Below are 12,934 nucleotides of genomic sequence, written 5' to 3'. Positions count from 1 at the left end.
GAGCTGCGGGGCCGCCGTGGCGCGGGACTGGGCCCACAGCACGACCGCCGCCGGGCCGAGCCGCCGCACGGCCGCGCCGAGCGCGTCGGCCGGGACGGCGGCGCCGAACATGCGGGTGGGGATGGCGTTTCGGGCAAGCGAGGCGTTGAGCGCCTCCAGCGGGAGGGTGTGCTGTTCGTCGGGCACGCAGGCCAGCAGGACCGGGGCGACGGACGCGCCCACGGGAGCGGTGTGGTGGCGCAGGGCGGTGGAGACGTGCCAGGACAGCAGGTGCTCCACCTCGACGTAACGGTCCCCGGACGAGGCCCACTTGCGGCCCACGGCGTGCAACGCGGGCGCCATCACGTCCTGCCAGGCGACGGTGAGGCCGAACTCCGTGATCGCGCGGTCCAGTTGCCGCGCGACGGCGGGCGCGTCCAGCCGCACGGCGGCACGGGCGAGCCCCCGGCACTCCTGGCGCACGTCTCCGAGCGGCAGCGGTCCCGCAGCGCGGGAACGCGGGGCGGTCGGCGCGACGGGCGGGGTGTTCTCGCGCGCCCGCCCCCTGGCCTCGCGGGCCGCCTCCGCGGGCGGTACGCCGGACGCGGTGAGGCGGCACATCGTCTCCAGAACGGCCACGTCGTCCGGGGCCCAGCGCCGGTGGCGGCCGTCGGCGCGGGCGGCCGGGCCGATGCCGTAGCGGCGGTCCCAGGAGCGCAGGGTGGTGGGCGAGACGCCGAGCCTGCGGGCGAGGGCGCCGGTGGTCAGGCCCGCGTCGGCGGACGCGGGGCGCTCCGACGGCGGCGGCTCGGGGTCCGGCTCCGGGTCCGGTCCGGTTCGTACCGGTTTGTCGTCCATACGGCGACTATACGACGCAGAATCGATGCGAGTTGTGGGCGCCGGTGCCCGGCTCACACGATGACCTGACCGTCGTCCGTGAGGAGCCGAGGTCATGTTCCCGTATCCGGCCGCGCCCGCCGCCGCCCCCGCCGAATCCATCGCCTCCCGGTGGGCCGCGGCCGAGGAGTCGTACGGCGACCAGGAGATCGCGCGGGGCCTGGTGGCGGGCGACGAGCACTGTCTGGCCGCCGCCTATCACCGCTGGTCGCCACTGGTGTACACGCTGGCGCGGCGGGCGCTCGGGAACGCCGGGGAGGCGGAGGACGTGACCCAGCAGGTGTTCCTCGGGGTGTGGCGGGGCCGGGCGGGCTATCGCGCGGAGCGGGGGCCGCTGCCGGGCTGGATCGTCGGCATCGCCCGGCGCAAGATCGCCGACGCATTGGCCGCGCGCACGCGGCGCGGCGAGCTGGTCACGGCGGCGGGGACGGCACTGCCGGACCCCACGGCCGCCCCGGAACCCGAGTCGGCACTCGACCGGGTACTGGTCCGGCGGGAGCTCGGGCGCCTCCCGCCGGCACAGCGGCGCGTGCTGTATCTGGCGTTCTACGAGGACCTCACCCAGCCGCAGATCGCGGCCCGCACGGGGTGGCCGCTGGGCACGGTGAAGAGCCACGCACGCCGGGGACTGCACCGGCTGCGGTGCGGTATCGAGCGGCCGGAACCGGCGGAGGCGGGCGCCTGAAGGGGGCCGGGGCGGGCGCCTGAAAGAGGCCGGGGCGGGCTCCGGTTCGGGAGTTTCCGCAGACAAACCGCCCCACCCCCTACACACGGAGCCGCAAAAGGGGCAAACTATGAGGAACAGCGGTGCTGCACCGCTCACCCCACCAGCGCGGTCCAGCCCCGCAGTACGCGAGGGAAGGGAGCACACGCTGATATCGCAGGACAACGAAGGACGCGAGGCCGGTTCGCCCGGGCGGACCGGCCTCCCCATGTTCTGCGACATGTCCTGCGACGGGCGCCGCCTCCGATGATCCGATTCCGGCCGGAGCCGACTCCGGGGGACTGCCTCCGCTTACAGCGGGAACATGCCAAGGCAGCGAGGGCCCGGACCCGGAGGGGTGGACATGGAAATCTCAGGCATCATCAGCGCCATAATCATCGGCGTCATCATCGGTGTGCTCGGTCGGCTGGTCGTACCCGGCCGCCAGCACATCGGCATTCTGCTGACCATCGTCGTCGGCATCGTGGCCGCCCTGCTGGGCTCCGCGATCGCGGCCGGGCTCGGGGTGGCGGACACGGACGGGCCCGACTGGATCGAATGGCTGATCCAGATCGCCCTGGCGGCAGCGGGTATCGCGGCGCTGGACCGGTCGCGGGGACGCCGCTGACCGAACCGGCGTCACATCCTTGAGAGATGACAAGAGATGACGACGACCGGGAGTGACGTCCCGTCGATCCACTGACGGGACGTCACGCCCCGTACAGATAAGGCGTCGTGGTGGTCAGCGCCCGGAAGCCGAGCCGCTGCAGGATGGGTCGGCTCATGTCCGAGGCGTCGACCTGGAGATAGCGACAGCCGTGCGCGGCGGCGACACGGGCGCGGTGGGCGACCAGGGCGCGGTAGATGCCCCGGCCGCGCCACCGCTCCACCGTGCCGCCACCCCACAGTCCCGCGAACTCGGTCCCCGGCACGAGTTCCAGACGGGCGGCGGAGACCGGTTCATCACCGGCGAGCGCGACCACCGCGAGGACGGCGCCGGGGTCGGCGGCGAGCTGAGTGAGCAGCTGGTGCCGCAGCCGGGTGCCGTCGGTCCCGAACGCCTCCTCGTGCACGCGCACGACGAGTTCGATCCCGGCCTCGTCGGTGGCCCGGACGACCCGCACCCCGGCGGGCGGCTCGGCGTCCTGTGCCACGCGGTCGGTCTCGGCGACCATCACGGTCTCCTCGTCCTCGGCCCGGAATCCGGCGGCGATGAGCCGGTCACCGAGATCGGCGGGCCGGTCGTGTCCGTAGAGCTTCCACTCGAACTCCTGGCCGAGGCCGGTGAAGTGGGCGATCTGCTCCTCGATGGCCCGGTGCGCGTCCGTCTCGTCGAGCCCGGACCAGAGGACGGCGTTCCACCCACCCGTCCCGGACACCAGGCGCACCACGGCGCCGGTTCTCTCGATCCGCATATCCGGGCCGTCGGCCCGCGCACCCTCACGCATCTGACGGTCGTACGCGGCCAGTACCGCTGTGTCGTCCATGGGGCCACTCCAGCAGCCGACTCCCGCACGGGCAACGGATTTTGTCCGCGCGGGAGGGCGCCGGGGAACGGTCAGCCGAGTTCGAGGGTGGCAACGCCGAACACCCGGTCCAAGGCGTGCTCGCGGACCGGTCCGGTGTACATGCGGGCGGTCTCGAAGGAGGGGGTCAGGCCCAGGTCGAGCGCCAGGGCGACGGCCGCCTTGTTCGGCTCGGGGATGTCCACGGCGATCCGCTCGCCCGCGAACTCGCCCGCGAGCGCGGTCACCAGGGCGCGGGCGTCGTCGGCGGTGTCGGCGAACAGGGGGCCGACGCGCGGGCAGTCGTGCCCGGGGCGGATCACGCCGTAACCGGTGAGCCGTCCGGCGTCCTCGCGGACGAAGGCGCGGTGGCCGGGCAGGGCGAGCCACTCGGCGAGGAAGCGGGGGCGGTCGGCCGGGGAGCAGGCGCCGTCGTACGCGATGACGTCGGCGAGGTCGGCGGCCTCGGCGGGGCGTACGCCGTCGGGGGCGGGGCCGGTGGGGGCGGGGCCGGTGTAGCGGGCGGTGCGGTGGGCGAGTTCGAAGCCGGAGCGGCGGTAGTTGTCCTGCTGGGCGACGACGCCGTCCAGGCCGACGGTGCGGGTGCCCGCGTGTGCGAGGGCGGTCTTCCAGGTGGCGAGCCCGTGTCCCTGGCCGCGCAGGTCGGGGCGTACGAGATAGCAGCCGAGGAAGGCGTAGTCGTCGCCGTAGTTCACCACGGAGACGGCCGAGACCGGTTCGCCGTCGATCCGGCCGAGGAAGAAGCCCTCGGGGTCCTGGGCGAAGAAGGCGGGACCGTCGGACAGTCCCGGGTTCCAGCCCTCCGCCGCCGCCCACGCGCTGATCACCGGCCAGTCGGCGAGGGTGGCCTGGGTGACGACGAGATCCTGGGGGGCCGGTGACGTCATCGGTGCGCTCCATTTCCTGGGGGCCGCGCGGCCGTCCCGGCATACGGGCGGGCTCCGCGCGGGTGGGACCACGGACGGTGCGACGGCGTGCCGCACCCGCCGCATCCTTCCCGATCCCGGGTGCGCACGCCACGCCGGTTTCAGGCATCGCCGAAGTCAACGGGGCACCGGTGTGCGGTGGTTGGGGACACGTCCGGCGGGCCCGGCTCCGCCGTCCATGTCAAAGGCCCCACCGAGGCCGATCGCGTCCGGTGGGGCCGTGCGCCGACGCTGTCAGCCGACGCGGGTCGGCCGGAAGCGGCGGTACAGGGCCGCTCCGGCGACGATGAACGCCGCGCTGCCCGCGAGCGCCGGGGCCGTCGCGTCCGTACCCGTGTGCGCGAGGGTGCCCTCGGGCGGCGCCGCGGGGGTGTGCGGCTTGGGGTGGGACTTCGGCGGAGCCGGGGGTTCCGGCGTGGCCGGGGGCTCGGTGGGGGGCGGGGTGACCGGCGGGGTCACCGGCGGAGGCGTGATCTCCTCCTCCGGGCCGTTCTGGCAGTGGTTGCCGAAAGCCGGGTTGGCCACTCCCACCACGTCGACACTGTTGCCGCACGCGTTCACCGGCACGTCCACGGGCAGCTGGATGCCATTGCCCGCGAGCACGCCGGGCGAGTTCTGCGTGACCGCGTGCGCCGAGGAACCGGACGTGGCCGTGCCGACACCCGCGTGGGCGGAGCCGCCAGAAGTACCGGAGCCGCTGCCGCCGCCTTCGGAGTCGGAACCGACGTTCGCGCAGGAGTTGCCCATCGCCGGGTTGAGGAGCCCGACCACGTTCACCGTGTTGCCGCACGCGTTCACCGGCACGCTCACCGGGAGCTGGACGGTGTTGCCGGAGAGCACACCGGGCGAGCCCACCGCAGCGCCGTCGGCAGAGGCGCCGCCGGCCGCGAAGGCGGCGGACACCGGCATCGCCATGGCCATCGCGCCGGAAGCGGCGGCCACACCGATCACACCGTTACGGGTAGCCCGTTTCATAGGTTTGCCTGCCTTCCAGAGATCGTCGCGGGCAGTCGCCCGCACCACATAGAACGCGGCCGGACCATCCGAGTTATGGCTATTCCTGCTTTCACCCCATCGAGTGGCCCGGTCCATCGAATGGCTTGACGACGCCCGAACGAGTCAGAAGTGACCTTCCAAACGACCGCGAATCGGTCATGAACGCGTCCGGAATCGAGCACACGGCCCCCGACGGGCGGGCAGGGTACGGCCCCCGGAGGCCCCGCACCCGCCGGGAGGCGGCGGCCGCGGGGCCCGCTTATGGTGAGGACGGCGCGGCTCCAGATCCCCCGGTCGGCCGCGTCCCGGGAGGCGATCGATGCCGGCGAAGCTGACCAGACGACCCGCCCTGCGACGCGGCGCGTGCGCCGGTGTCCTCACCCTCGCGCTGCTCGGCGCCGGGCTGCCGGTCGCGGCGGCCGACGCCCCCGCGCCCGGACTGTCCCGGTTCTACGGGCAGAAGGTGGCCTGGGGCGCCTGCGAGAGCCCCGACATGCCCCGGGACCTCCAGTGCGGCAAGGTCACCGTCCCGCTCGACTACGCCCACCCCGGCGGCGCCACCCTCGATCTGGCGCTGGCCCGTTACCGGGCGACCGGGAAACAGCACGGCTCGCTGCTGCTGAACTTCGGCGGCCCCGGGGCACCGGGGGTCGCCCAGCTCGCCGCGAGCGGCAAGGCCTTCATGGACCTGACCAACGGGTACGACGTGGTCACCTTCGATCCGCGCGGCGTCGGCCGCTCCTCCCCCGTCACCTGCGGCGCGGGCCAGGACCCGGCGGCGGACGCGGCGGCCTCGGACTCGGACCTGGACGTCCGCCGCCCGCGGACGCTGCTGACCCGGCTGCGGCAGTCCGCCGAGCTGTGCGCCAAGTACTCCGGCCCTGTCCTCCAGCACATGGGCACGGTCGACGCGGCACGCGACATGGACGTGATCCGCCAGGCGCTGGGCCGCAAGAAGCTGGACTACCTGGGCTTCTCCTACGGCACCCGGCTCGGCGCGGTCTACGCGGCCCGGTTCCCGCACAAGGTCGGGCACATCGCCCTGGACGGCGTGGACACACTCACCGAGCCGCTGTCCGAGCAGGGCAGGGCCGGTGCCGAGGGGCAGCAGACGGCGCTGGACTCCTTCGTGGACTGGTGCGCGGACGACGTGGGCTGTCCCTTCGGACAGGACCGGCGCGCGGCCCGCGACCAGGTGGTTCAGCTGGTGCGCTCGCTCGACGCGAACCCGGTGCCCACGGACTTCGGCGGCACCTTCTCGGGCCAGGACCTGGTGGGCGCGATCGGGCAGGGCCTGTACAGCAAGCAGCTGTGGCCGTCGCTGGAGCGCGCGCTGGCCTCCCTGGTCGAGGACGGCGACACCCGGCGTGTCCTCAGCTTCGCCACCGGCGGCATCACCGCGCCGCCGCGCTCCGAGGGCGGCGGGAGCGGGGGCGACAAGGGCAACGGCAAGGGTGGCGGGCACACCGGGCTGACCGACACACAGGCGGTGCCGGTCGACAACCTGCCCGCCGCGCTGCTGGCGATCAACTGCGCCGACGACCCGGACCGCCCGTCGGACGCCCGCGTCACCAAGGACCTCAAGGACCTGCGCTCCGCCTACGACGAGGCGTCCCCGGTCTTCGGCCGCTACCGGCTCACCCAGTTGCTGATGTGCTACGGCCGCCCCAAGGGCACGGACTACATCCGCGACGAGGTGAAGGACGTGCCGTCCGCCCGGATGCTGCTGATCGGCACGCGCGGCGACCCGGCGACGCCGTACCGCTGGACCGTGGAGACGGCCGAGCGGCTGGGTGACTCGGCCGTGGTGCTCGACAACAAGGGTGACGGCCACACCGGCTACGCCTCCTCCAAGTGCGTGCACCGCAAGGTCAACGACTTCCTGCTGTACGGCTCGCTGCCGCCGAACGGAAGTTCCTGCCCCGCGGACGGCAACTCCTGGAGTTCACCGGCGGAGGGCGACGAGTGAGCCGCCCCGGGAAGGGTGACAGGTGTAGCGCAATCGGGTCACAGCGCCGATTCCGGTACAACCTCTCAGGCCGGAGCGCCGTCCTACCGGTCGGGCGGACCGTGGTCCGCCGGCCGTGCCGTCGACCGTGATCAGGGAGTCCGTCATGCGTATCCGAGCCTTCGCCGCCGCTTCCGCCGTCCTCGCCACCGGGGCCGTGCTGCTGACCGCGCCGGCCGGTCACGCGGCCCCCGCCCGGGTCGCCCCGTGCACCCAGGGTGAACTGACCGTGCGGGCCGCGGCGGCGGCCGCCGATCGCACCGTCGTGCGGTTCTCGGTGACCAACCGGGGCGGCCGCGCCTGCACCGTGCAGCGGGTGCCCGTGGTCAGCTTCGGCGGTCTGGACGGGGCCGCGCTGCCGGTGCCGGACGGCGGCGCGGGCACCTACCGGATCGGCGCGCGGGAGACCGCGCACGCGGCCGTGCGCACCATCGGCGATCCGCGGGACCCGGAGGCCCGCCGGGCCCACTCGGTCCATGTGTCCGACGCGGCCGGGCGCTGGGGCGCCGTCTTCTCCGCCGGACGGCTGGGCACCGGGACCCGGGTCCTGGTGTGGGAGCCGGTGACGACGTGGTGGCAGCCGAGCCGCGCGGCGGCGGACCGGGCGATCGGCCTCCGCTGAGCGCACACCACCCCTTTCCGCTCCCGAACACACGAGCACCGAACGCGTGGCCGAACTCTCGGCCACACTGCTCCCCGATGCGTCAAATGCCTTAGCTTTCCTACGACTTGACGCCCCCCGCCCGTACAGCCGAACCCACCGAGGACCACGTCCGAAAGACTCTGACATATGCCAGAAGCACCCCCGCATCGGGTGTTGCCAAATCCCTTACGAGGGGTCGCGGGCTGTGCCACAGTCGTAGCGGTTCCACCGTTCTCCCGGCCGTACCGTTCCCATCGGAGTGCGTCATGCCGTCCCCTGTCTCCGCGGACCGCCCAGCCGCCCCGCCGCCCGGACGCGGCTCGGTCGAGGCGCTCATCTCGCAGACGCGGCGGCTCAAGGGCGACATGGCCGCCGTACGACGCGGCACACCGCACCACGGCTCGGACCCGGAGGAGCGCTGGCAGCAGGCCCTGTACGAACTGGCCCTGCACCAACTCGACGACCTCGACGCCCACTTGGCCCAGCTCCGGGACGGCCCGGACCGCCGGCGCCCCGGGCACGACGGCGACGCCCTGCTCGGCCGGGTCGGCAGCGCGGAGTGGAACCTCCTGACGGACGAGGCGTGTTGGTCCGCCGAGCTGTACGGCATCCTCGGTCTCGACCCGGTCGTACCCGCCCTCACCCTGGACGAACTCCCGTCCCTGGTGCACGAGGAGGACCGGCCCCGGCTGACCGCGATGGTGACGGCCTGCCTGGTGGACGCCAAGCCGATCGACGGCGAGTTCCGCGTCGTACGGCCCGACACCTCCGTACGCACCGTGCACATGATGGGCGAGCCCGTCCTGGACACCGACGGCGGCACCGTCTCGATGTGGGCCGTGCTGCGGGACGTCAGCGAACTGCGCCGCCGGGGACGGACGGTGCGCGAGACCGGCGACTCCTTACGTCTGCGTCAGCGACCCCCGGCGCCGCCCGGCGAAACCTCGCTGCCGCTGTGGAGCGAACCCGTGCGTCGCGGCACCGGCGCGCTCGACGTCGCCGCCCGGCACCTGCCCTCCGAGGCGGTCGCCACGGCGGGCGGCGACTGGTGCGACGCCCTCGAACTCCCCGACGGCGCCTTCCTGTTGAGCGCCGGTGACCTCACCGGACAGCACGGCAGCCCGGTACCGGCCGTGGCCGTCCTGCTGGGTGCCGTGCGCGGCATGGCCCTGTCCGGCACCGGACCCGGCCCCCTGCTCACCGTGCTCGACCAGGTACTCGGCGCCTCCGCACCGCCCGCCACGCTCAGCGGCGCCGTGTGCTGCCGCTACACCCCCGGCGACCGCACCCTCACCTGGGCGCGCACCGGCCACCCCGCCCCGCTGCTGTTCCGCGACGGGACGGGGCATGTGCTGACCGCACCGGACGACGCGCCCGGAACCGCCGGAAGGCAGGCCGAACTCACCCTGGAACAGGGCGATCTGCTCCTGCTGCACACCGAGGGACTGCTTCTCGGCACCGGTGGGTCCACGGCACTAGACCGGCTGCTCGGACTCGGCCCGCTCCTGGCCGCGGCGTCCACCGCGCCGGAGTGCGCGCGGATCGTCGCCGAGGCGTTCGGCACGGCGGGACGGGCGTACGACGCCTGCCTGCTGGTGGCCAGGGTCGCCGACTGACGGAGCGGCCCTCAGGCCTCCGCACTCCTCCCCCGCTGCCTGGGCAGCGCTGTCCTGATCTCCTCCCGCAGTTGGCGGATCCCCGGGTAGCCCGCGTACTCCGCGCTGAGCCGGTACATCTGGAGCAGCCGGTCCCAGGTGCGCCGCGAGGAGTTGGCGCCCATCGCCAGGAGGGCGAGCCGGGCGTACCGGTCGGCCTGCTCGGGGTCGTCGGCGATGAAGCAGGCCGAGGCCATGGAGAGATGGTCGAAGATCTTCGACCGCTCCCGTCCGTCGACCCTGAGCGCCAGGGCCTTCTCCGCGTAGTACTGGGCGTGCGCGGCGGCGCTCGGGTCGAACTCGGCCAGCGTGCGGTAGGCCAGGGCCTGCATCCCGTACAGGTCCTCGTCCTTGAAGGTCTGCATCCAGTCGGGCTGCGTCTCGGAGCGGCGGTCGGCGACGAAGAGGTCCTCCGCCTGACCGAGGGTGCGCCGCATCGCCTGGCCCTTGCCCATCGCGGCCTGCGCCCACGCCTCGATGGTGTGGAACATCGCCTTCGTACGCGGCTGGAGACGTTCCCCCGAGCCGGAGTGGGCGAGCTTCATCAGGTCCAGGGCCTCGTCGGGCCGGCCCAGGTGCACCATCTGGCGGGCGGCCCGGGAGAGGGCCTCCCCGGCGCGCGGCCGGTCGCCGCCCTCGTGCGCGGCGTGCGCGGCGATGACGAAGTACTTCTGTGCCGTGGGCTCCAGGCCCACGTCGTGCGACATCCAGCCCGCGAGGACCGCGAGGTTGGCCGCGACGCCCCACAGGCGCCGCTGGAGTTGGGGTGGGTGGTGGTAGGCGAGCATGCCGCCCACCTCGTTGAGCTGGCCCACGACCGCCTTGCGCTGGAGGCCGCCGCCGCGTGCCGCGTCCCAGGCGCGGAACACCGCGACGGAGCCCTCGAGTTCCTCGACCTCCTGCTCCCCGACGGGGGCGGCCTCGTAGCGGTCGAACCCGGCGGGGTCGGCGTGCAGGGGATCGTCGAAGACGGGGGCGTCGGCCTTCAGGGCAGGGTCGGTGTGCAGCCAGTCGCGCATGGAACTGCTGAGTGTGGCTCCCGCGGCGAGCGCGGCACCCGCGCCCACCAAGCCGCGTCGGTTGAGCATGAGGTCCATTCCCGTGAATTCGGTGAGGACCGCGGCGGTCCGTCCGGGCGTCCACAGCACGCCGTCGGGATGATCCGCATTCCCGTCGCCCTGCCGTTTCCCCGCACGCCCGTGCCGTACCAGACCGAGGTCCTCGATGGTCACGACACGGCCGAGTCGCTCGGTGAACAGAGCCGCCAGCACCCTCGGCACCGGATCGCGCGGGATCTCTCCCGTGTCGATCCAGCGCCGCACCCGGGAGGTGTCGGTCGACAGCTGCGGGTGGCCCATGGCCGCCGCCTGCCGGTTGACCAGTCTCGCGAGTTCGCCCTTCGACCAGCCGGCCAGGCCGAACAGGTCAGCGAAGCGGGTGTTGGGTTGTCCGCTCACGTCAAGCCCCCAGGTTCTCGGCTGAGTTGACAGTAGCCCCGTGCCGGTTGCCGGGCGACTATTCGCCAGGGTTCGCCAGGGTGCGCCAGATGGTGTGCCAGTGGACATCGGGTGTCAGGTAGGAAAGCGCCACCCCGACCCGGTCACCCCGGGACATTCCCCAGGGTGTTCCGAGGGGCCGGGCCGGGCGGCGCGAGCACAGCTCAAGGACTGTCAGGACAGGCACCGCAGGCACACGAAGGGATCTGTATCTCCCATGTACGCAGCATCGTCCTCCGTGTCCGCTCCGCCCCGGCCTCCGCGTCCCCGCCCGGCGGGCGGCGGACCGTATCTCGACCCGGCGGCGCGGCCCGGAACATCCGTGCCGGTCGTGGGCCGCGCAGCGCGCATCCCGGGCCAGCCCGGCGCGCAGCCGCTCAGCGGCAGACTGGACCTGTCCGGCCCCCAGGGGGCCCAACTGCGCGGCGCCATCAACGCCGTGCACCGCATCTGCCCGGAGTTCGCCCCGGTGCAGGTACTGCGCCGCACCGGCCGCTCCGTCACCCTCGTGGGTACGGCGGGCCGCAGCACGGCCGTGGCGAAGTGTCTGCTGGACCACTCGCCCTCCTGGGCCGAGCGCGTCAGGCACGAGATAGCGGCATACCGCTCGTTCGTCCGGCACCGCCCCCCTGTGCGGGTGCCGAGGCTGATCGCGGCGGACCCGGACAACTGCACACTGGTGATCGAGCGGGTACCCGGCCGGGTCGCCGCGCTCCAGCGCCACCCGATGGACGCCCCGGCCCGCCCGGACATCCGGACCGCGCTCGGCGCGATCTGCCGGCTGAACGCGTGGCGTCCCCCGGCGGGCACCTTCGACGCCCCGCTGGACTACGCGGCCCGTATCAACCGCTATCACGAGCTGGGGCTGCTGACCGACCGTGATCTGGGCGACCTGCAGAAGCTGCTGCACGGCATCGCGCACTCGGCGGGCCGCCAGGGCATGGGCCAGTTCTGCCACGGCAACGCCCTGCTGTCGAACATCCTGCTCTCCCCGGCGGGCCCGGTCCTGGTCGACTGGGAGCACGCGGGCTGGTACCTGCCGGGGTACGACCTGGCCACCCTGTGGCTCGCCCTCGGCAGCGCCCCGGACGCCCGGCGGCACATCAGCCAGATCGCCCAGTTCGGCGGGCCCGCTTCGCGCGACGCCTTCCTGGTGAACCTGATGCTGGTGCTGACCCAAGAGATCCGCCGCTACGAGACGGCCATCCAGCGCTCGATGCACGAGACGGCCCCGGCCGCGCCCCGGGCGGGTGGCGTGCCGAGCGGGGAGGAACAGCGGCTGCTGCTGCGACGCCTGCACGACGACTGCCACCTGGCCCGGCAGGCCGTGCGGGCGGCGGTGGGCACCCGCTGACACGGACTCCGCGGTGCGCCCGGAGCGGCGGCGCACCGCGGATTTCTCCTCTGCCGGGCTGCCGGGTCCAACCCCCGGTTCGCTCGGCGCGGGCCGGTGACGTTGGTCTACTCCACTGACGCCCCGCAGGCCCGCCACCCGCCGCCGCGAAACTCGCCGGACCCATCTGTGACATGGGAAATCGCCTCCCCGAAGGCATGATTGACGGATCGTCGGCCAGCCGGTACCACTGACCCAGCTCGGCGCCGCCCGTCCCGCCACGCCCGCCCGTCACAGGAGGCCGCATTGCGAGGATTCGCCACCGACCCGACATCCGCCCCCGGCCGCAGACGGCTGAACCGCACCACCGGCGCCCTCGCGGGCGCCGTCCTGCTGTTGCCGCTGCTCGGCGCGGCCCCGTCCTCCGGCGCGGCTCCCGCGCCGTCCGACGACAGCCTCCAGCGCGCGTTCGCCGCCGCCTCGGCCGAGTACCACGTGCCGCAGAGCCTGTTGCTGGCCGTCTCCTACCTCCAGTCGCGCTGGGACTCGCACGCCGGTGCCCCCAGCGTGAGCGGCGGGTACGGCCCGATGCATCTGACCGACGCCCGCACGGCGCTCGCCACCACCGAGCACTACGCCGAGGGCACCGAGGACCCGCGCGGCGACAGCGCCCGCGCTCCCCTGCGCCCGCGTGCCGAGGCGCCGCCCGCCTCGGCTCTCCCGGCCCGTCTGACCACGCTGCGCCGCGCGGCGGAGCTGACCGGCCTGCCCG

General features: G+C 73.7%; 11 protein-coding genes and 1 pseudogene. 7 read left to right on the top strand and 5 right to left on the bottom strand.

Annotated features, from left to right (window positions below; translation table 11 throughout):
• Positions 1-837 (bottom strand): MerR family transcriptional regulator (locus GTW40_RS14030; RefSeq protein WP_161180510.1); only part of this gene is annotated, 837 nt, incomplete at its 3' end.
• Between the two features lie 94 nt (positions 838-931).
• On the opposite strand from GTW40_RS14030, the gene GTW40_RS14025 reads away from it, so the two are divergent.
• Both GTW40_RS14025 and GTW40_RS14020 read left to right on the top strand, forming a co-directional pair.
• The gene (locus GTW40_RS14025) at positions 932-1,561 is read left to right on the top strand and encodes a sigma-70 family RNA polymerase sigma factor (RefSeq protein ID WP_202485856.1); all 630 of its coding nucleotides are present in this window, start codon (positions 932-934) and stop codon (positions 1,559-1,561) included.
• Positions 1,562-1,943: 382 nt separating this feature from the next.
• A complete protein-coding gene (locus GTW40_RS14020) occupies positions 1,944-2,207 on the top strand; it encodes a GlsB/YeaQ/YmgE family stress response membrane protein (RefSeq protein WP_161180509.1) in 264 nt (87 codons plus the stop codon).
• An 82-nt stretch (positions 2,208-2,289) separates the two neighbouring features.
• Here the strand turns inward: GTW40_RS14020 and GTW40_RS14015 are convergent, their stop codons facing one another.
• From GTW40_RS14015 to GTW40_RS14005, 3 genes are all read right to left on the bottom strand, one after another.
• Positions 2,290-3,066 carry a GNAT family N-acetyltransferase gene (locus tag GTW40_RS14015; RefSeq protein ID WP_161180508.1) on the bottom strand — a complete coding sequence of 259 codons (777 nt, stop codon included), beginning with the start codon at positions 3,064-3,066 and terminating at the stop codon, positions 2,290-2,292.
• Between the two features lie 71 nt (positions 3,067-3,137).
• Positions 3,138-3,992, bottom strand: coding sequence for a GNAT family N-acetyltransferase (locus GTW40_RS14010; RefSeq protein ID WP_161180507.1), 855 nt, complete (start codon positions 3,990-3,992; stop codon positions 3,138-3,140).
• 273 nt (positions 3,993-4,265) lie between these two features.
• Positions 4,266-4,982: a chaplin gene (locus GTW40_RS14005; protein ID WP_161180506.1), complete on the bottom strand. Its 717-nt coding sequence runs from the start codon at positions 4,980-4,982 to the stop codon at positions 4,266-4,268.
• A gap of 364 nt (positions 4,983-5,346) precedes the next feature.
• On the opposite strand from GTW40_RS14005, the gene GTW40_RS14000 reads away from it, so the two are divergent.
• The 3 genes from GTW40_RS14000 (at position 5,347) to GTW40_RS13990 (ending at position 9,294) form a co-directional block, all read left to right on the top strand.
• Positions 5,347-6,996 (top strand): alpha/beta hydrolase, encoded by a 1,650-nt coding sequence (locus GTW40_RS14000; RefSeq protein ID WP_161180505.1) that lies wholly within the window; start codon positions 5,347-5,349, stop codon positions 6,994-6,996.
• A 145-nt stretch (positions 6,997-7,141) separates the two neighbouring features.
• A complete protein-coding gene (locus GTW40_RS13995; protein ID WP_161180504.1) occupies positions 7,142-7,657 on the top strand; it encodes a DUF4232 domain-containing protein in 516 nt (171 codons plus the stop codon).
• Positions 7,658-7,944: 287 nt separating this feature from the next.
• Positions 7,945-9,294: a SpoIIE family protein phosphatase gene (locus tag GTW40_RS13990; protein ID WP_161180503.1), complete on the top strand. Its 1,350-nt coding sequence runs from the start codon at positions 7,945-7,947 to the stop codon at positions 9,292-9,294.
• An 11-nt stretch (positions 9,295-9,305) separates the two neighbouring features.
• On the opposite strand, the gene GTW40_RS13985 is transcribed toward GTW40_RS13990, so the two are convergent.
• A complete protein-coding gene (locus GTW40_RS13985; RefSeq protein WP_161180502.1) occupies positions 9,306-10,790 on the bottom strand; it encodes a hypothetical protein in 1,485 nt (494 codons plus the stop codon).
• A gap of 256 nt (positions 10,791-11,046) precedes the next feature.
• On the opposite strand from GTW40_RS13985, the gene GTW40_RS13980 reads away from it, so the two are divergent.
• A complete protein-coding gene (locus GTW40_RS13980; protein ID WP_161180501.1) occupies positions 11,047-12,183 on the top strand; it encodes an aminoglycoside phosphotransferase family protein in 1,137 nt (378 codons plus the stop codon).
• A 285-nt stretch (positions 12,184-12,468) separates the two neighbouring features.
• Positions 12,469-12,934 (top strand): annotated as a pseudogene (locus GTW40_RS13975) (N-acetylmuramoyl-L-alanine amidase); the annotation flags it as partial.

The sequence above is a fragment of the Streptomyces sp. SID4985 genome (assembly GCF_009863025.1).
Classification (GTDB): domain Bacteria; phylum Actinomycetota; class Actinomycetes; order Streptomycetales; family Streptomycetaceae; genus Streptomyces.
This window is presented reverse-complemented; position numbering and strand designations above follow the sequence as displayed.